Source organism: Pseudomonas citronellolis (genome assembly GCF_029335315.1).
GTDB lineage: Bacteria > Pseudomonadota > Gammaproteobacteria > Pseudomonadales > Pseudomonadaceae > Pseudomonas > Pseudomonas citronellolis_A.
Window position 1 is genome coordinate 59,588 of record NZ_JARJLT010000301.1, and the last position, 19,730, is coordinate 79,317.

At 64.4% G+C, this 19,730-nt stretch carries 16 protein-coding genes; 9 read left to right on the forward strand and 7 right to left on the reverse strand.

Features of this window, described 5'->3' with window-relative positions:
* Positions 1 to 31: 31 nt before the first annotated feature.
* From P3W75_RS23010 to P3W75_RS23040, 7 genes are all read left to right on the forward strand, one after another.
* A complete protein-coding gene (locus tag P3W75_RS23010; RefSeq protein WP_276229622.1) occupies positions 32 to 1,579 on the forward strand; it encodes an HsdM family class I SAM-dependent methyltransferase in 1,548 nt (515 codons plus the stop codon).
* Positions 1,572 to 2,936 (forward strand): restriction endonuclease subunit S, encoded by a 1,365-nt coding sequence (locus tag P3W75_RS23015; protein WP_276229623.1) that lies wholly within the window; start codon positions 1,572 to 1,574, stop codon positions 2,934 to 2,936. Before P3W75_RS23010 ends, P3W75_RS23015 begins: the two co-directional genes overlap by 8 nt.
* Positions 2,937 to 2,968: 32 nt before the next feature.
* Positions 2,969 to 3,835 (forward strand): hypothetical protein, encoded by an 867-nt coding sequence (locus P3W75_RS23020; protein ID WP_276229624.1) that lies wholly within the window; start codon positions 2,969 to 2,971, stop codon positions 3,833 to 3,835.
* 143 nt (positions 3,836 to 3,978) lie between these two features.
* Positions 3,979 to 4,905: a restriction endonuclease gene (locus P3W75_RS23025; RefSeq protein ID WP_276229625.1), complete on the forward strand. Its 927-nt coding sequence runs from the start codon at positions 3,979 to 3,981 to the stop codon at positions 4,903 to 4,905.
* Between the two features lie 83 nt (positions 4,906 to 4,988).
* A complete protein-coding gene (locus tag P3W75_RS23030; protein WP_276229626.1) occupies positions 4,989 to 5,882 on the forward strand; it encodes a hypothetical protein in 894 nt (297 codons plus the stop codon).
* A 54-nt stretch (positions 5,883 to 5,936) separates the two neighbouring features.
* A protein-coding gene (locus tag P3W75_RS23035) for an IS3 family transposase (protein WP_276229627.1) occupies positions 5,937 to 7,159 on the forward strand; the annotation gives its coding sequence in 2 pieces (ribosomal slippage) (positions 5,937 to 6,282 and positions 6,282 to 7,159; 1,224 coding nt in all).
* Positions 7,160 to 7,729: 570 nt separating this feature from the next.
* A complete protein-coding gene (locus P3W75_RS23040; protein ID WP_276229628.1) occupies positions 7,730 to 8,908 on the forward strand; it encodes a Fic family protein in 1,179 nt (392 codons plus the stop codon).
* A gap of 10 nt (positions 8,909 to 8,918) precedes the next feature.
* Here P3W75_RS23040 and P3W75_RS23045 read toward each other — a convergent pair whose 3' ends face one another.
* Together P3W75_RS23045 and P3W75_RS23050 are read right to left on the reverse strand one after the other, a co-directional pair.
* Positions 8,919 to 9,323: a type II toxin-antitoxin system HicB family antitoxin gene (locus tag P3W75_RS23045; RefSeq protein ID WP_276229629.1), complete on the reverse strand. Its 405-nt coding sequence runs from the start codon at positions 9,321 to 9,323 to the stop codon at positions 8,919 to 8,921.
* Between the two features lie 32 nt (positions 9,324 to 9,355).
* Entirely contained in the window at positions 9,356 to 9,538 is a 183-nt protein-coding gene (locus P3W75_RS23050) for a type II toxin-antitoxin system HicA family toxin (protein WP_276229630.1), read from the reverse strand.
* 448 nt (positions 9,539 to 9,986) lie between these two features.
* On the opposite strand from P3W75_RS23050, the gene P3W75_RS23055 reads away from it, so the two are divergent.
* On the forward strand, positions 9,987 to 10,475 hold the full coding sequence (locus P3W75_RS23055; RefSeq protein ID WP_276229631.1) for a BRO-N domain-containing protein: 489 nt from the start codon (positions 9,987 to 9,989) through the stop codon (positions 10,473 to 10,475).
* Positions 10,476 to 10,563: 88 nt separating this feature from the next.
* Here P3W75_RS23055 and P3W75_RS23060 read toward each other — a convergent pair whose 3' ends face one another.
* A complete protein-coding gene (locus P3W75_RS23060; protein ID WP_003084988.1) occupies positions 10,564 to 10,722 on the reverse strand; it encodes a YqaE/Pmp3 family membrane protein in 159 nt (52 codons plus the stop codon).
* Positions 10,723 to 11,088: 366 nt separating this feature from the next.
* Between P3W75_RS23060 and putA the strand changes: the two genes are divergently transcribed.
* Positions 11,089 to 15,024: a trifunctional transcriptional regulator/proline dehydrogenase/L-glutamate gamma-semialdehyde dehydrogenase gene (gene putA, locus P3W75_RS23065; RefSeq protein WP_276229632.1), complete on the forward strand. Its 3,936-nt coding sequence runs from the start codon at positions 11,089 to 11,091 to the stop codon at positions 15,022 to 15,024.
* A 336-nt stretch (positions 15,025 to 15,360) separates the two neighbouring features.
* Here the strand turns inward: putA and P3W75_RS23070 are convergent, their stop codons facing one another.
* The 4 genes from P3W75_RS23070 to P3W75_RS23085 form a co-directional block, all read right to left on the reverse strand.
* A complete protein-coding gene (locus tag P3W75_RS23070; RefSeq protein WP_276229633.1) occupies positions 15,361 to 16,710 on the reverse strand; it encodes a glutamine synthetase family protein in 1,350 nt (449 codons plus the stop codon).
* Positions 16,711 to 16,745: 35 nt separating this feature from the next.
* Positions 16,746 to 17,294, reverse strand: coding sequence for a helix-turn-helix domain-containing protein (locus P3W75_RS23075; protein WP_276229634.1), 549 nt, complete (start codon positions 17,292 to 17,294; stop codon positions 16,746 to 16,748).
* A 19-nt stretch (positions 17,295 to 17,313) separates the two neighbouring features.
* Positions 17,314 to 18,603 (reverse strand): NAD(P)/FAD-dependent oxidoreductase, encoded by a 1,290-nt coding sequence (locus tag P3W75_RS23080; RefSeq protein ID WP_276229635.1) that lies wholly within the window; start codon positions 18,601 to 18,603, stop codon positions 17,314 to 17,316.
* Between the two features lie 80 nt (positions 18,604 to 18,683).
* Complete coding sequence (locus tag P3W75_RS23085; protein ID WP_276229636.1) at positions 18,684 to 19,442, reverse strand: COG4705 family protein; 759 nt, start codon at positions 19,440 to 19,442, stop codon at positions 18,684 to 18,686.
* Positions 19,443 to 19,730 lie beyond the last annotated feature (288 nt).

Consider the following 19,730-nt stretch of genomic DNA (forward strand, 5'->3'; position numbering starts at 1 on the left):
CACGACCCTATAAATCATTTGAGACCCCAGCATGACCAACTCCGACATCGTCCAGAAGCTCTGGAACCTCTGCGACGTGCTGCGCGACGACGGCATCAACTACAGCGACTATGTCACCGAACTGGTCTTGCTGCTGTTTATCAAAATGGAATATGAACAGGTCCAGAACAACGACAGCTTCGCCCACAAGCTGCCCGAGGGGGCGCGCTGGCCGGATCTGGCGGGTAGATCCGGCCTTAACCTGCTGACCCACTACAAACAAACACTGCTCGACCTGGGCCAGAACGCCGACCCGCTGATCGCCGCCATCTATGCCGATGCACAAACGCGCCTGAAAGAGCCGCGCCACCTAGAGCAACTGATCAAAAGCCTGGACGGCATCGACTGGTTCAGCGCCCGCCAGGATGGCCTCGGCGACCTCTACGAAGGCCTGCTGGAGAAGAACGCCAGCGAAACCAAATCCGGTGCTGGCCAGTACTTCACCCCGCGCCCGCTGATTGACAGCATTATCAACTGCCTCAAGCCGCAGCCCGGTGAAACCATCCAAGACCCGGCCGCTGGCACCGCAGGCTTTTTGATTGCCGCCGACGCCTATATCAAACGCCACACCGATGATCACTACGACCTCGACGCCAAGGCCCAGGCCTTCCAGCGCAACAAGGCCTTTGTTGGCATCGAACTGGTGCCCAGCACCCGCCGCCTGGCGTTGATGAACACCCTGTTGCATGGCATGGAAGGCGATGAAGAAGGCGTGGTGCACCTGGGCAACGCCCTCGGTCAGCCCGGTGCCAGCCTGCCCAAAGTCGACGTGATCCTCTCCAACCCGCCGTTCGGCACCGCCAAGGGCGGTGGGGGCCCAACCCGCGACGACCTCACCTACAAGACCAGCAACAAGCAGCTGGCCTTCCTCCAGCACATCTACCGTGGCCTCAAGCCCGGCGGCCGCGCGGCGGTCGTATTGCCGGACAATGTGCTATTCGAGGCCGGCGTCGGCACCGACGTGCGCCGCGACCTGATGGACAAGTGCAACCTGCACACCATCCTGCGTCTGCCCACCGGGATCTTCTATGCCCAGGGCGTGAAGACCAACGTGCTGTTCTTCCAGAAAGGCACACAGGCCAACCCGCGCCAGGAGGAAGGCTGCACCCAGCGCGTCTGGATCTATGACCTGCGGAGCAACATGCCCAGCTTCGGCAAACGCAGGCCCTTCGGCGCCCAGCACCTCAAAGCCTTCGAGGACGCCTACGGCACCGATGCCAACGGCACCAGCCCACGCGCCGAGAATGTCGAGGGCATCGCCGAGCAAAGCCGCTTCCGTGTCTTCACCCGCGAGCAAATCCGCGAACGCGGCGACTCGCTGGATATCAGCTGGCTCAAGGATGCCGACAGCCTGGATGCTAGCGAGCTGCCGGCGCCCGAGGTGCTGGCCGGTGAGGCCATGGCCGAGCTGACCGAGGCGCTGCGTGAACTAGACCAGTTGATGCAGTCGTTGGGCGCCGGGGATGAGGCCGAGCAGCAGAAACGGATGCTGGCGGAGGTGATGGGGTTGGCGGTGGCTCAGGAGGTTGGGGATGAGTGAGTTGCCGGCTGGCTGGACGCATTTTGCGCTAAAGGACATTGGCGGACTGTCCGGGGGCAAGACCCCCTCAAAGGCAACCCCCAAGTTCTGGTCCAGTCCTGATGTGCCCTGGGTTTCTCCAAAGGATATGAAAAGAGACCTGCTGTCAGACTCAGAAGACAAGATTTCAAACGAGGCAGTCGATCAAGCAGGGATGACGCTCTATCCAGCTAACTCCGTGCTGATGGTCACTCGCAGCGGAATCCTTCAGCACACCTTCCCGGTTTCAATGGCTGGTACAGCCTTGACGGTTAATCAGGACATAAAAGTCCTCCGCCCAATCGAGGGAATCAACCCCAAGTATTCCTTTCACCTACTAAAAGGCTTCGGCAGCGTAATCCTCACTCGGTGCAGCAAAGCAGGCACTACTGTGCAGAGTGTTGATTCGGAAAAGCTGGAGGCTTTGATGCTTCCGCTGCCACCGCTCGCCGAGCAAACCCGCATCGCCCAAAAGCTCGATGAACTGCTGGCCCAGGTCGACACTCTCAAAACCCGCATCGACGCCATTCCCGCCCTGCTCAAACGCTTCCGTCAATCCGTCCTCGCCGCAGCAGTTTCCGGGCGGTTGACAGAGGGTTGGCGCACAGCGCACGGCATTGATGAGCCTCAAGCCAGTTGGAAAGCCATTGAGCTAGCAGAGGTCAGCGCACTGGTAACTAGTGGCTCACGTGGCTGGGCTGAATACTACGCCAGTAATGGGGCAATATTTATTCGCTCCCAAGACATCAACACTGACGAGCTAGACACGTCGGATACTGCTTTTGTAAGGCTGCCCGAGTCGAGTGAGGGGAAGAGAACTCGCGTTCAACCACAGGACATCCTCATCACAATTACCGGCGCCAATGTAGGCAAAGTTGCACGAGTCAAACAGGCACTCTCAGAGGCGTATGTCAGCCAGCACGTTGCCTTGGTCAGACTTCAACGCCCTGAACTAGCACCATTTGTAGAGCTTTATCTAAAGGATGTTGGCTCTGGTCGAAAGAAGCTGACAGAACTCGCCTATGGCGGTGGAAAACCTGGGTTGAACCTCTCCAACATTCGAGATCTGGCATTTGCACTGCCCTGCCTAGAGGAGCAAACCGAAATCGTCGTGCGCGTCGAACAACTCTTCGCCTTTGCCGAGCAACTGGAAGCCAAGGTCGCAGCGGCCCAGACCCGTATCGACCATCTGACCCAAAGCATCCTGGCCAAAGCCTTCCGTGGCGAACTGGTACCCCAGGACCCGAACGACGAACCGGCCAGCGTGCTGCTGGAACGCATCCAGGCCCAACGCGCGGCCGCACCCAAGGCCAAGCGCGGCAGAAAGGCTTCAGCCTGAGCACACCATCGACTCGCTGAAGGAGCAGCCCCATGAACCCCAAGGATTGGATTGAACTGCTGCAACGCCTGTTCGGCTGGATCAGTGATCGACGCAATCCGGCCCGCCGGCAGGCCGCACGCGTGCTGGCGACCTTTGAAGCCCACGGCGTGGCTTGCACCGAGATCAATGCACTGCTGCCGGCCTCGCTGCAGCTAACGGCGTACCAGTGGTCCAACCCCGATCAGCTCAAGCTGGTATTGCAACAAGCGCATCTCGATTGGATCAACCAGCATTTCGCCCTGGAGCCGTGCTGGCTGAGCGGTACGAGCAATGCCGCCCACCAGAAGATTTTCAGTTACAAGGCGCCGACTGAACTGCATCAGTGGTTTATGCAGCACGGCCATGTGGCAGAGGGTATCGAGTTTCGGCTCTATCTGATTACCCCGGACACTCACGAAATCGGCCCTGACACTGAGGGCTACTACGCCCTGATATTGGAGCAACTGGGCGATGATCTTTCCGCCTGCAGCCGTTTCTTCCACCTGACCGAAGGTGGTCATTTCGAGCACTACCCAAGCCTGATACATCTGCTGCAGGTTCTGGCTATTGCCCACTACCACGGCGCCATCTTCCAGCGCTCACAGCTGGAGGCCTCTGCCCTGTATCAACTGAGCCATCACCAGGGCCTGATTCCGTCCTGGCTGGATCGCTGCCGTCCCCACCCGCTGGAGGCCGACCATGAGCTATGGCCGCACTTCTCCGGACACTCGCCCTGGCTGGATGCATTACGCGCCGAGGCTGAGGAAGGCCTGCTCCTCGCTGGATCGACCGAAGTGCTTGAGCGACTGCACGACGATACCCAACGTTTTTCCCGCCAGCCCAGCAGCGGACCATTGCCAACTGCTCTAGCTCGATGATTGCAAGGAGGCCCTATGCCTATTCCAGATTTCCAGAGCGTCATGCATCCGGTGTTCCTATCGCCGAGCACACGCCGCTGGGCCTAAACGCTCTCATACCGCACCTGTAGGCTAATCACGTTCATCCGAAGGATATAGAGCCAATGTCCGTACCGACCTACGACCAGTTCATCGAGCCAGTCCTGCGTTTTCTTGCCGCTCACGCGGATGGCGCGACAGCGGCAGAGACCCAGGAGGGTGCTGCTCTTGCGCTTGGTTTGAGCCACGCCCAGCGCGAGGAAACCATCGCCAGCGGTCAGGCGACCTACAAGAACCGTGCAGGCTGGGCACACGACCGCCTCAAGCGTGCCGGCTATTCCAGCAGCGCCAAGCGCGGTTACTGGAGGCTGACCGAAGCCGGTCTCGCCTTCGCCCAAAGCAATCCGGCGCCGCTCAACGCTGGGCAGGTCGAGTACCTGGCGGTGAACTTCATGAGCGTGAAGCTGAAAGCGGCGCCGGATGCTGCCTCACTGGACGAAAGCGACGACACACCGACACCGGCCAATCTGGCCACCAGCAGCCCGCAGGAGCGCCTGGATCAGGCGATCTTCGAGCTACGCGCCAGTGTCGCCGGCGACTTGCTAGACAACCTGCTGCAGGCCAGCCCCACGCGCTTCGAACATATCGTGCTCGATGTGCTGCACCGCCTCGGCTACGGCGCCAACCGTCAGGCTCTGCAGCAGGTCGGCGGCAGCGGCGATGGCGGCATCGACGGCGTAATCTCGCTGGATGCCCTGGGCCTGGAAAAAGTCTATGTGCAAGCCAAGCGCTGGCAGAGTACGGTCGGCCGACCCGACCTGCAGGCCTTCTACGGCGCCCTGGCGGGCCAGAAGGCCAAACGCGGCGTATTCATCACCACCGCCGGATTCACCGCCCAGGCAGTGGACTTCGCCCGTTCGGTGGAAGGACTAGTGCTGGTCGACGGCAAACGTCTGGTCAACTTGATGCTGGATCATGAAGTAGGTGTCAGTTCCCAGCTCTACAAGGTGCCGAAACTCGACAGCGACTACTTCGACGAGTCACTCGGGTAGGCAAAATCACAAAGTGCTGTTGCACCCATAAATTCGAGCTTGTGTAAGTAACCCCGCCCACTCTGGTCATGTAAAGGAGCCCCATGAAACGGGTATTCATCGCCAACTTCGGTCGCGAAAACTACGAGTGGCCCAATTGCCTTGAGCGCTCGACCGTTGCCACCATGAACTCTGTCGAGACACATGACTCATGGCTGGCAGGGGACCGAGAAGGCTTTATCAGCGCTTGCATGGAGCACGAAAGAAGTCATCGTGGCACTGTGCCGACGAAGGCAGTGGCATCGCGCTGGTTCAATCTGATGACCACCATTGCCGAAACCACTGGCGATATCTGGGTTCATCGCGAGAAAGGTGAGCTGTGGTGGACAGAGTCGCTAGCGGAGCCAGCAACCTTTGAGCTCAGCTCGGACCCGACAGGCCAGACGCCGAAGCCCGTATATGTCTGTCACAAGCCGTGCAAGCCCTGGTCAAAAACCAGCAAGAAAGGCCATCGTCTCGACTGGAACAGCCTGCATCCCAAGGCCAGAGACTTCCTCTCGACAGAAGCAACCCTGCAGCAACTCTCAACAGACTACGCAGCGTATGCCCTCGCACTGGTACAGGGCGTCGATCTCAGCCCCTGGCACGCAAGTACCCGCTGGAAAGAGAAAGCCAGCAAGAAGCCAGCTTCTCCAGTGGAGTCATTCAGCGATCTGCAGGTTGCGGCCTATCGCATGGCCCGTACGGCGTGGATCACAACCCAGAACTCCAATGGCCAGGAAACGCTGCAACGAATCAAGAACAAGGACTTTGGCTTTGTCGGCGAAGAAGCGCTGCGCCTCTATATCGAAGATCTTTACCAGATGCAGGAAGGCCTTTGCGCACTCACGGGTATTCCCATGCAACTGGATCGCAACTGTGATGATGAAGAGCTGAGGTGTTCTCTCGACCGCATCGACAGCAACGGCCACTATGCACCGGGTGAACGAGCCCCTTGAAACACAGGACACCGTTTCCCCCTTACCATAAGGGATAGGCAAACGACTGTGTTTATGACTACCAGCAAAGACAAAACCATCGAAGTGCTCGGCCAGGAGCGGCGTCGCCGTTGGAGCGTCGAGGAGAAACTGGCCATGGTGCGCGAGAGCCTGGAGCCCGGACAAAGCGTCTCGGTGGTGGCCCGGCGCAACGGCATCAACCCCAACCAGCTGTTCCACTGGCGCAAGCTCTACCAGGACGGCAGCCTCTCGGCGGTCAGTGCCGGCGAAGCGGTGGTGCCCGCTTCCGAGTTGGCCGATGCCCTCAAGCAGATCCGCGAGCTACAACGGATGCTGGGCAAGAAGACCATGGAGGCCGAGATCCTCAAGGAAGCGGTGGAGATCGCCCGCTCGCGAAAATGGATTGCGCACTCACCCTTGTTGCCGGGGGACGACCAGTGAAGGCGGTCAGTGAGAGTCTCGGTGTGGCGCGCTCGCAATTGACGGCTCGACTCAAACAACCCGCTCCGGGAGAGCGATCGCGTCGACGTCGAACGCTCAATGATGTCGCCCTGGTCGAGCAGATCAAGCAGGCGGTCGGTGAGCTGCCCAGCTACGGCTATCGCCGGGTCTGGGGTCTGCTGCGCCGGCAGCATGAGCAGCAGGCCTTGCCGCCGGTCAACGTGAAGCGGGTGTACCGCGTCATGCGTGACCACGACCTGTTGCTGGAGCGGCGGCGCAAACAGCCAGGTGTGGTGCAACGTCACGACGGACGTGTGGCCGTGGACACGAGCAATACCCGCTGGTGTTCGGATGGCTTCGAGTTCCGCTGCGAGGATGGCGAAAAGCTGCGCGTGACCTTCGCCCTGGACTGCTGCGATCGCGAGGCCATCAGTTGGGTGGCCAGCCCACATGGCTACAGTGGCGACGATGTCCGCGACGTGATGCTGGAGGCTGTCGAGCAACGCTTCGGTGACGAGCTGCCGGTGTCGCCAGTGCAATGGCTGAGCGATAACGGCTCGGCCTATACCGCCGAACAGACCCGGGCCTTTGCCCGGCAGATCGGCCTGCTACCCCTGACTACACCGGTGTGTAGCCCGCAGAGCAACGGGATGGCGGAGAGCTTCGTGAAGACCATGAAGCGCGACTACATCCGCCACATGCCCAAGCCCGATCGAGCGACGGCCCTGCGCAACCTGACCATCGCCTTCGAGCATTACAACGAGGAACATCCGCACAGCGCACTGAACTACCGCTCACCTCGGGAGTTCAGGCGCTTGGCTGAGGCATCAACTTAACGGGGTGCCGGTGTCCGGTTTGATAGGGGCAAGTCCACCGGGCAATCTGCAAGTCGTTTGTCGCTTCGCAAATCGTTGGAAGAGCGACAGCGAGAACGCTGATTTCATGCGACTGATCGATCTGGTCAGAGATACAAGCGGACTTTAGGCCCTACACCTCAAACGACATTTAAATCAGTACACTGGCGGTACAGTGCCCAGCTTTTACAGATTTCGCTCAATTACGCCTGAGCTGCTCTACGACGCTACTTTCAGCTAACTGTACCTACGCTAAGCTACGCACGACTTCACTGGGCTTACAGCGTTTCTAGGCAACTCATAATCCTTTGGTCCACGGTTCGAGTCCGTGTGGGCCCACCACCTTCAAAGCCGCGCAATGCGCGGCTTTGTCATTTCCAGGAGTGGGCTTTTCAAGCCCCTCCTCGCCCTTCCGACCCCGCCGAAGTGCCCACAAGGTGTCCACGCCCTGCCCGCAGGCAGCTGGACGCTGAGCCGAATAGCCCGCACAATCGGCTCACAATATGAGCCGAATAAGTCATTTATTCGGCTCACCGCCCTGGAAGAATTGCCATGAATGACCCCCTCTGGATCTGGCAACAACCTGATTGGCCGGATTTTCGCTGGCAGGCCGAGCGCCTGGCTCCACTGCTGCGCCGCTGCGCCCAGGTCCAGGGGCGCCTGCTGGGCATGGCTGGAACCATCGATGCCGACAGTGAGGCGGAGAATGCGCTGGACGCATTGCTACAGAACGTCGTCACCAGTTCCGCCATCGAGGGCGAGCAACTGAATGTCGAGTCCGTGCGTTCATCCCTGGCTCGGCGGCTGGGCCTGGAAAATGGAGGGAGCAGTACACCGCGCTCAGAGGGCCTGGCCGAGCTGATGCTGGATGCCACACGCGGACATGCGCAGCCACTGACGCTGGAGCGCCTGCTGCACTGGCACCGCCTCCTTTTTCCTGTTGGCGACACGTCTCCCCCTCCTCGCATCCAGGTCGGCGATCTGCGTGGCAATGAGCCAATGCAAGTGGTCTCTGGCCGGCTCGATCGGCCCACGGTACATTTCGAAGCATCGCCGCGCGCAGGGCTGGAAGCGCAGTTGCTGGCCTTTCTCGACTGGTTCGCCTGTAGCCGCGCCGATACCGCCCTTGACCCACAGTTACGGGCTGGTATCGCACACTTCTGGTTCGTGACCCTGCATCCCTTCGATGATGGCAATGGGCGCCTGACTCGCGCTATCACCGACCTCGCCCTGGCCCAGGGCGAGCAGCAGGCCATCCGCTTCTATGCCATGTCCGCCAGCATTCTCGAGGATCGGCGCGGCTACTATCGGATACTGGAAAGCAGCCAGAAGGCTTCGCTCGATATCACCGCCTGGCTGGAATGGTTCCTGGTCACGCTGCTCAAAAGCCTGGAACAGGCGCTGGCACGTATCGACCGGGTACTGGGCAAGGCGCGCTTCTGGCAGGCCCACCGTAAACAGGCACTTTCAGCCGAACAGCTGAAGGTGCTCAACCGCCTGCTCGATGGGGACCTGCCGGGCGAGCGCGGCGGGTTCGAGCACGGCATCAGCGCAGCCCAATACCAGGCCGTGGCGAAGGTTTCCAAGGCAACCGCAACCCGTCACCTAGGCGACCTGCTCGACAAGGGCTGCCTGGTCCGCCTACCTGGCGGCGGGCGCAGCACTCGCTACCAGATCAATTGGCCCGCCTCGCCCCTGCCGCCAGGACAGGACGACCGCGAAGAGCCCTGAATCCCCCGATTCAGCTCGAAGACAACTCACGCAGCGCAGCGGTGGCCAGGAAGCCGGAGCGAGAGGCGTAACGATGGTCGCGCTTCACGCGTTCGTCGATGCGTTGCAGGAGGTTTTCCGGGAGGCTGGCGTTGAAGCGCACGGCCTTGCCCAGGTAGGGAGTGACATCGAAGTCGACCACCGCCCAGACACCGCCGGCGTAGTCGGGGTTGCCCATATGGGCATCCACCTCCAGGGCTTGCGGGAGCGCCTCGCCGTCGGCCACCAGGCCTTCGAAGTGCAGGGCCAGGGCTTCCTGGAGGTTCTCCAGCGCCTGGCTGACGGTACCGCCGGCGGAGAAGCAGCCAGGGACGTCAGGGATGGTCACGCCGTAATCCGAGTCGGCGTCCTTGTGCAGAACCACAGGGAATTTCATGTTGATGCCCTCCTCCTGGGCTGGCGGCCGACTCATCGCAGACCGGCCTGGCGCAGAATGCTGTTCACGGTCCCGATCGGCAGGTTGCTTCTAGGGTGGGGAACGGTCACCGGCCCCTTCTTGGTGAAATGCCGGAACTGGTGATGACTGCCTTTCACCTCCACCAGGAACCAGCCATCCGCTCGAATCAACTCCATCACTTCTCGACTGCGCATCGTCCCTCCGCCCAGCCTTGGTGTGTATGCTACACACCAGACCTGTCTTTATCTACACACGATACACACCGGCTTTCGGTCTCGCCGCCAGGTGCTCCGCCGCAATGGAAGAGCCCCAAGGCGTTGGGCGGTGCGAAAGGGTTGGCGGGCGCGTGAATCAGGGAAATTGCCTACGAAGAATTGGCGTTGCCGTCTTACAAGGCGGCTGCGTAGCGTTCCCTTGCCACGAATTCAGACGTGGTCAGGAGTGGAATCCTGCGCGCATCAACCGTCATAAGCAGATCATTGGGCGTTTTGACGTCCAGTGTTTCTGGCGGTCTATGGCGGATCGTGCGAGGAGGGCCTCGGCCCTACCGGGGATGCCCGGCGATTCCACCCTTGCACGGTCCGCCTCCCTTCCTGGATGTTCGCGGGTGGCGGCTTCTTGAATGCAGCAAGGAGCGACAGCATGACCCCTTCCTCTACTTCCGATTCCGTTCTCGTCCCCTCCGTGTTCCTGCGCCATCGCCGGCCTTTGCGGGCTCTGCTGATCGAGAACCAGGCCTGGTTCGTCGGGCGCGATCTGGCGCGGCTGACCAACAGCCATGTGTCCACGCGGGTTATCCACAAACTGGATGCCGACCAGTGCCGGGTCGAATGCCTGCAGATAGCCGGCGAAGCGCCGGTGCATGAATGGCTGGTCAGCGAGAGCGGCGTCTATGCGCTGCTGATGGTGCACTTCTACCACCCGGAGAATCGTGGGCTACGGCAGTGGCTGAGCAACGAGGTGGTGCCAGCGTTGCGCGATGCAGCGCAGGACGATCCGGACTTGCCACGGCGGCGGGTGGAGCGGGTGCAGGGGCAGCAGCTGAGCGTGCTGGACTGGCAGGGGAAGCTGTGGGTGCGCTTTGCGGATGCCGTGGGGTTGATGGAACAGGAGGCTCGGCGGGATTCGTAGGATGGGTGGAGCCGGAGGCGATACCCATGCTGCCGATGGGTATCGCTGCGCTCAACGCCATCCTACGGGAGCACCAAGGCCGCCGCGCTCAGCGCTTCGCGATGATGTACACCGCATGCACGATGCCCGGGATGTAGCCCAGCAGCGTCAACAGGATGTTCAGCCAGAACGCCCCGCCGAAGCCGACCTGGAGAAACACCCCCAGCGGCGGGAGAAGAATGGCGATGAGGATGCGGATCAGGTCCATGCGGCGACTCCTTGTGGATAGATAACGACCCTTCATCGACCCTGGCGCCTGCGCCCGCGTTCAATCCGATTGCGCCACCCGTTGGACCGCGAGCCGCGGGCGGGCCATAGTTGTGGTGCGCGTCGCGCGGGCGATGGATCGAAAAGGTGCAACCCAGCGGCAGCACCGCCCCTCCACCAAGCCGAGGCCTCCAGGGCCCACAGGGCGTGCTTTTTGCTTATCTCCACGCGCCACCGGCAAGGATAGCTCCAGGCGCTTCATCAGTTATTCGAAATACCGGGTTGCACCCGGTTGCACCTTTGTCGTCCGACGTTTAAATTCTCGCCCATTCCCCGCCGTGCACCATTTTCAATAACAGGTACAACCATGGCCACCACTACCCTTGGCGTGAAGCTGGACGACGCCACCCGTGACCGCCTCAAGCAGGCCGCGCAATCCATCGAGCGCACCCCGCACTGGATCATCAAGCAGGCGATCTTCAATTACCTGGAACAGATCGAGGGTGGCCTCTCCCCCGCCGAGCACTCCGGCCTGGCCGCCGCGGCCGGCGAGGAGTCGCTGGACGCGCTGAACGAGCAGGGCCTGCAGGTGTTCCTCGACTTCGCCGAGAGCATCCTGCCGCAGTCCGTGCTGCGCGCCGCCATCACTTCCGCCTACCGCCGCCCGGAAACCGAGGCGCTGCCGATGCTGCTGGAGCAGGCGCGCCTGCCGCAGGACAAGGCCGAGGCCGCCAACAAGATGGCCCTGGGCATCGCCGAGAAGCTGCGCAACCAGAAGAGCGCCGGCGGCCGTCAGGGCCTGGTGCAGGGTCTGCTGCAGGAGTTCTCGCTGTCGTCCCAGGAGGGCGTGGCACTGATGTGCCTGGCCGAGGCGCTGCTGCGCATCCCGGACAAGGCCACCCGCGACGCGCTGATCCGCGACAAGATCAGCAACGGCAACTGGAGCCAGCATCTGGGCCAGAGCCCGTCGATGTTCGTCAACGCCGCCTCCTGGGGCCTGCTGATCACCGGCAAGCTGGTGTCCACCCACACCGAGGCGGGCATGACCTCCTCGCTCAACCGCATCATCGGCAAGAGTGGCGAGCCGCTGATCCGCAAGGGCGTGGACATGGCCATGCGCCTGATGGGCGAGCAGTTCGTCACCGGCGAGACCATCGGCGAAGCCCTGGCCAATGCCGCCGCCATGGAGAGCCGCGGCTTCCGCTATTCCTACGACATGCTCGGCGAAGCCGCGCTGACCGATGAGGACGCCAAGCGCTACCTGGCCTCCTACGAGCAGGCCATCCACGCCATCGGCAAGGCCTCCCATGGCCGCGGCATCTACGAAGGCCCGGGCATCTCGATCAAGCTCTCGGCGCTGCACCCGCGCTACAGCCGCGCGCAGTACGACCGCGTGATGGACGAGCTGTACCCGACCCTGCTCGGCCTGACCCAGATGGCCAAGCAGTACGACATCGGCATCAACATCGACGCCGAGGAAGCCGACCGCCTGGAAATCTCCCTCGACCTGCTGGAGCGCCTGTGCTTCGAGCCGAGCCTCGCCGGCTGGAACGGCATCGGCTTCGTCATCCAGGGCTACCAGAAGCGCTGCCCGTACGTGATCGACTACGTGATCGACCTGGCCAAGCGCAGCCGCCACCGCCTGATGATCCGCCTGGTGAAGGGCGCCTACTGGGACAGCGAGATCAAGCTGGCCCAGGTCAACGGCCTGGAAGGCTACCCGGTCTACACCCGCAAGCCTTACACCGACGTGTCCTACATCGCCTGCGCGCGCAAACTGCTGGCGGTGCCGGAGGCCATCTACCCGCAGTTCGCCACCCACAACGCCCATTCGCTGTCGGCCATCTATCAGATCGCCGGGCAGAACTACTACCCGGGCCAGTACGAGTTCCAGTGCCTGCACGGCATGGGCGAACCGCTGTACGAGCAGGTGGTGGGCAAGGTCGCCGACGGCAAGTTCAACCGCCCGTGCCGCATCTACGCTCCGGTGGGCAGCCACGAGACGCTGCTGGCCTACCTGGTGCGCCGCCTGCTGGAAAACGGCGCCAACACCAGCTTCGTCAACCGCATCGCCGACCACAGCATTTCCCTGCAGGACCTGGTGACCGACCCGGTGCAGCAGGTCGAGCAGATGGCCGCCCAGGAAGGCACCCTCGGCCTGCCGCACCCGCGCATCCCGCTGCCGCGCGACCTCTACGGCGAGGGCCGGGCCAACTCCGCCGGCCTCGACCTGGCCAACGAACACCGCCTCGGCTCGCTGAGCTCGGCGCTGCTCTCCAGCACCAACCAGGCCTACGTGGCCCAGCCGGTGCTGGGTAGCGACGCGCCGGCGCCGGCCGCCGCCGAACCGGTACGCAACCCCGCCGACCACCGCGACGTGGTCGGCCAGGTCCACGAGGCCAGCGAAGCGGACGTCAACGCCGCCCTGCTCAGCGCCCAGGCCAGCGGGCCGATCTGGCAGTCCACCCTGCCGGCCGAGCGCGCCGCCGTGCTGGAGCGCGCCGCCGACCAGATGGAAAGCGAGATGCAGCAGCTGATGGGCCTGCTGGTGCGCGAATCCGGCAAGACCTTCGCCAACGCCATCGCCGAAGTGCGCGAGGCGGTGGACTTCCTGCGCTACTACGCGGCCCAGGCCCGCGAGTTCGCCAACGACAGCCACCGCCCGCTGGGCCCGGTGGTGTGCATCAGCCCGTGGAACTTCCCGCTGGCGATCTTCAGCGGCCAGGTGGCCGCCGCCCTGGCCGCCGGCAACACCGTGCTGGCCAAGCCGGCCGAGCAGACCCCGCTGATCGCCGCCCAGGCCGTGCGCATCCTGCTCGAAGCCGGCGTGCCGGCCGGCGTGCTGCAGCTGCTGCCGGGCCGCGGCGAAACCGTCGGCGCGCGCCTGGTCGGCGACGAGCGCGTGCGCGGCGTGATGTTCACCGGTTCCACCGAAGTGGCCGGCATCCTCCAGCGCAACATCGCCGGCCGCCTGGACGCCCAGGGCCGCGCCATTCCGCTGATCGCCGAGACCGGCGGGATGAACGCGATGATCGTCGACTCCTCGGCGCTGGCCGAGCAGGTGGTGGTGGACGTGATCAACTCCGCCTTCGACAGCGCCGGCCAGCGCTGCTCGGCCCTGCGCGTGCTGTGCGTGCAGGCCGACGTGGCCGACCGCGTGGTGCAGATGCTCAAGGGCGCCATGGCCGAGTACGCCATCGGCTCGCCGGAACACCTGAACGTGGACATCGGCCCGGTGATCGACGCCGAGGCCAAGGGCAATATCGACCGCCACATCCAGGCCATGCGCGACAAGGGCCGCAAGGTCTTCCAGGCCGCGCGGGTACACGGCGACGCGCTCAAGCGCGGCACCTTCGTGGTGCCGACCCTGATCGAGCTGGAGAGCTTCGACGAGCTCAAGCGCGAGATCTTCGGCCCGGTGCTGCACCTGGTGCGCTACGAGCGTTCCGACCTGGAGCAGCTGCTGGCGCAGATCAACGCCTCCGGCTACGGCCTGACCCTCGGCGTGCACACGCGCATCGACGAGACCATCACCCAGGTGGTGAGCAGCGCCCATGTCGGCAACCTGTACGTGAACCGCAACATCGTCGGCGCCGTGGTCGGCGTGCAGCCGTTCGGCGGTGAAGGCCTGTCCGGCACCGGCCCGAAGGCCGGCGGCCCGCTGTACCTGTTCCGCCTGCTGTCGACCCGCCCGCGCGATGCGGTGGCCAGGCAGTTGGCCGGCGACAGCGTGCAGGCCCTGCCGCGCCCGGCCGAGCGCGAGAAGGCCGTGCAAGCCCTGCGCGACTGGGCGGGCAAGCAGGAGCCGGAGCTGGCGAAGGTGGCGGACGAGTTCGCCGCCCAGGCGCAGAGCTACCGCTGCCATGTGCTGACCGGCCCGACCGGCGAGCGCAACACCTACACCCTGCTGCCGCGCGAGCGCGTGCTGAACCTCGCCGAGGAGCGCAACGACCTGCTGGTGCAACTGGCCGCGACCCTGGCGGTGGGCAGCCTGGCGGTATGGCCGGCGAGCCAGCGCGAGCTGCGCGAGAGCCTGCCGAAGGAGGTGCTGAAGCGGATCGAACTGGTCAACGACTGGACCGCCGCCGAAGCCGCCTTCGACGCCATCCTGCACCACGGCGATTCCGACCAGCTGCGCGAGGTGTGCGAACAGGCCGCCAAGCGCAAGGGCGCGATCGTCGGTGTGCATGGGCTGGGCAAGGGTGAAACCGATGTAGCGCTGGAGCGCCTGCTGGTGGAGCACGCCCTGAGCGTGAACACCGCGGCCGCCGGCGGCAACGCCAGCCTGATGACCATCGGCTGATGTAACGGCGGCGGCCCTACCCGGCCGCCGCCTGCGACACCCGCGCCTTGCGGCGCGAACCGCGCTACCTCCCTCGCCGAGGGGGCTACCCGCCCGGTAGCGCGGCCTTCCTTCCAGGCACTGCGTGCCTCGCGTCCAGCCAACCGGCGGACGCCGCGGCGGGGCTACCCTCCTCGCCGCATCCTTGAATACTCGGAACCGGCCCAGGGTCCGGCGAGCTAGAGCAGAACAAGGCGGAAACAGGCGAGAGCGCGGAGTTTACGCGCGGTAAATGAGCAAGCTCTCGCCTGTTTCCAACGCAGTTATGCCGACGCGCAGCCGACCATGGGCCGGTTCCTAGAGGAACCAGCGGTATTCCCGCGCGCTCACCTCGTCCATGAATTCGAGGTGGTCGTGGCGCTTGTTCTCGCAGTAGACGAAGACGAACTCGCTGCCGAGCCCTTCCTTGACCACCGGGTGGCTCTCCATGGCCGCCACCGCGCCGAGCATGTCGCGGGGGAAGTCGATGCCGCTGTCGCGGTCTTCGTTCAGCGGGGCGATGGGCTCCTTGCCCGCCTCCAGACCGTATTCCATGCCGGTGAGGATGGCCGCCAGCACCAGGTACGGGTTGGCGTCGGCGCCGGCCAGGCGGTGCTCGATGCGCAGGTTCCTGCCGTCGGACTCGGGGATGCGGATGCACGCGTCGCGGTCTTCGAAGCCCCAGCTGGCCTTGCTCGCCGCGTTCACCCGGGAGCCGTAGCGGCGGTAGGCGTTGTGGTTGGCGGCGAAGATCGGCATGCAATGCGGCAGCAGTTCCAGGCAGCCGGCCACGGCGTGGCGCAGCGGGCGCTGGTTCTCGCCGTCGAGCAGGTTGCGGCCGTCGCGGTCGTACAGGCTCACGTGGACGTGCATGCCGCTGCCCGGCGCGTGCAGGTAGGGCTTGCTCATGAAGCTGGCGCGGTGCCCGTGCTTGAGCGCCACGCCACGGGTGGCGCGGGTGAACAGCGCGGCCTGGTCGGCGGCGTGGAGGCCGTCCTCGCAGTGGGCGAAGTTGATCTCGAACTGGCCAGGGCCGATCTCGGCGGTGATCACGTTGGCGTCCACGCCCTGTTCGCGCGAGGCCTCGACGATCTCGTGGAGCACGTCGGAGAAGCGCGACAGGCGCTCGATGTGCATGTTCGGCTGGTCGTCCTCGTCGTCGCACAGCGGGTCGCGCGGGTACTGCGGCAGGCCTTCCTTGAGCTTCTTGTCGAACAGGTAGAACTCCAGCTCGAAGGCCACCACCGGACGAATGCCCTTGCCTTCCAGGCGCTTGAGCACGCGCGCCAGCACTTCCCGCGGCTCGAACTCGATGGGCGCCTCGGTGCCGTCGGAGCTGATGATCATCTGCCCCAGCGGCTGGCTCTCCCAGCGCACCGGCTTGAGCGTGCCGGGGATCAGCCGGCGCGGCGCGTCAGGGTCGCCATCGTTGAAGCAGTAGTCGCCGATCGGGTGCAGGCCACCCTGTACGCCCAGCAGCACGCAGTTCTGCGGCAGTTTCAGGGGCGAGCCGGCGGCGACTTTCTCCAGCATGTCCACCGGGTAGCGCTTGCCGTAGAAGTGCCCGGGGATGTCCAGGCAGATCAGGTCGACGTAGCGCACGTCCGGGTTCTGGGCGCGGAAGGCGCGTACTTCGCTGAGCAGGTCGGGGAAGGTTTGGCGGTTCATCTTCTTGGTGCCTGTGTCGGGCGCAGCCGGATGCCTCAGGTGAAGATCCAGAGCACCCTCGTTGGTTTGTCTGTCAGGTTGCCGTAGCGGAATTTCGCGTGCGGCGGCAGCTGGAAGCTGTCGTTGGGGTAAAGGGTGACGGTCTCGTCCTGGTACCAGAGGGTCAATTCGCCCTCCAGCACGAAGCCGCCCTGCTCGGAGCTGTCGTTGAGGTGGTCGTCGCCGCTGGTGGCGCCAGGGGCGAGGATGCTGTCGAGCATGGAGAAGCCGCCGGACATGTTCGGCGAGGCGAGGATGTCGGTGATGCCGCCGGCGTAGTAGAGCGTGCGGCGGTCGGCCGGTCGGGTCACCCAGGCCAGCTCGCGCGCCGGGGCTCCGGCGTAGAAATAGGTGGTCGGCACGCCGAGGGCTTCGCTGATGGCGGTGAGGTCGGCCACGGTCGGGCGCGACAGGCCGCGTTCGACCTGGGAAAGGAAGCCCACCGAGCGACCGATGCGCTCGGCCAGGGCGCCGAGGGTCAGGCTCTTGTGCTTGCGCAGGTCGCGGATCAGGGTCGCGAGGTGTTCGTTCTGGTGTTCTTGCATAGGCGCTTTCCGGCTCGGGTCAGAAGAAGTCCCGCAAGCGATACCAGGCTTTGCCGACGGCTTCCAGTGGCGCGGCGAATCGCTGGCCGCCGGGGAAGCCGGGATTGCTCAGGCGTTGATACAGCTCAAGCTCCTCGCCATGCCCGAGCATGGCCTGGCTGACCGCGCGGGCGGCGGCCAGGCTCGGCAGCACGCCATGCCCGGAATAGCCCTGCAGCCAGTAGAGGTCGCCGCGGCGACCGACGTCCGGAGTACGCCGCATGCTGCAGTCGATGTGCCCGCCCCAGGCGTATTCCAGCTCCACCCCGCGCAGCTGCGGGAACACCCGCTCGACGTAGGGCCGGGTGGCGGCGCGGATGTCCGACGGCAGGCCGCCCAGGTAGGTGCAGCCGCCGCCGAACAGCAGGCGGTGGTCGGGGGTCAGTCGGAAGTAGTCGAGGACGAACTGGTTGTCGGTGACGCAGCAGTTCTTCGGCAGCAGCGAATGCGCGAGCTCCGCGCCCAGCGGCGCGGTGGCGACCTGGTAGGTGCCCACCGGCAGGATGCGCGCCGAGACCTGCTTGTCCAGGCCGTCGATATAGGCGTTGCAGGCCAGCACCAGGGACGCGCAACGGATGCTGCCGTGCTCGGTCTGCACGAGGTAGCCGTTGCCCTGCTCGCTGTAGCGCAGCGCGCGGGTCTGTTCGAAGATGCGCCCGCCGGCCTTTTCCAGCGCGCCGGCGAGGCCATAGGCGAGCTTCAGCGGGTTGAGGTGGGCGGAGTTCGGGTCGTACAGGCCGGCCAGGTAGCGCTCGCTGGCGATCCACTGCGGCAGCTCGGCGCGGGAGACCATCTGCAGGCCTTCGTAGCCCCAGCGGCGCGAGGCCTCGCCCTGCCACTCTTCGAGCATGCCGACGCGACGCGGCAGCACGGCGGTCCACAGGTGGCCGACGCGGTAGTCGCAGTCGAAGCCGTGGCGCTGCGGCAGGTCGCGCATTTCCCGCGCGGCCCAGAGCATGCCCTGCCACAGGCGCAGGGCACCTTCATGGCCGAGGTCGGCCTCGATCGGGCCGAGGTCGCTGGACCAGCCCGGCAGCGCCTGGCCGCCGTTGCGCCCGGAAGCCGCCCAGGCGATGCGGCTGGCCTCGATGACGCAGACCTGGCGGCCAGCCTCGGCGAGCTGCAGCGCGGTGTGCAGGCCGCTGAAGCCGGCGCCGATCACCAGCACCTCGCATTCCAGCGCATCCGTCAGCTGCGCGCGCGGCTGCAGCAACTCCGGGTTGGCGCCGGCGTAGTAGGTACCGACGGGCTGGCTGGAATGCAGGAACATGGCGGCCTCGTGAAATTGTCATGCTTGTTTTTCATGAAAACTAACACAACAAATTTCACGACGCCAGCCCGGCGTTTCACCTAGCCGTTGGCGGCGACCGCCGGCGCGCGTTCCTCGCGGCTCTCGCGCAGGGTGGCGAACACCACCAGCAGCACCAGGACACCGGCCAGCACGGCCGACGAACCCACGGTGCCGAAGTCCAGGCCGCCCTTCTCGTGGCTCTTGGTCAGCACGTCGCCGAGGGTCGCGCCGAACGGCCGGGTGAGGACGAAGGCCAGCCAGAACAGCAGCACCGAGGAGATGCGGGTGGCGTAGTGCAGCAGCACGATGAAGGCGATCAGCCCGCCGATCAGCAGCGCACCGCCGGCGAAGCCCAGGCCGGAATCGTCGGCGAGGAAGTCGCCCAGGGCGGTACCCAGGGTGTTGGAGAAGAGGATCGCCACCCAGTAGAACAGCTCGCCCTTGAGGTTGCGGATGTCGCCCACCGCCAGCGGAACGCCGCTCAGGCGCCAGAGCGCGAAGATGGCCACCAGGATGCTGACCAGGATCGCCGAGCCGCTGGCATAGCCCAGGCCCAGGGTGCGGTCCATGAAGTCGGACATGGTGGTGCCGGCGGTGCTGGTGGAGAGGATCACCAGCCAGTACAGCCAGGGGCTGTAGCGGCGCGAGGCGAGCTGGCCGAACAGGGTGACCAGGAACAGGCTGATGAGGATCAGCGAGCTGACCGCATAGCCGACGTTCAGGGTCATCGACAGCAGGTCGCCGGCGGTTTCCCCCAAGGTGGTGGCGCAGATCTTCATCACCCAGAACGCCAGGGTGACTTGCGGCAATTTGTTCATCGATCGAGACACTCCGAAGCTTGCGATGCCCGCCGCGCGCACCCATCTATTCCGGGAGTTGGAGCTCCACGGCCGAGGTGCTGCATGACGGGGACGTAGGGCGCCCATGGGGCGACCCGCCGCATAGACTGGCGCGCGTCGGGTGAAAAGGCGGTCAAGGGCGAATCAAGAAAAGGTCGCCCGCCGGCAACGGCCCGCCCACCGACGGATGACAGATGCCCATCTGTTGCTATGTTCTTAGGAGGGATAAAGGCCGCCAGGCGTGGTTCGGGCTGGCGTTGAGGGGAT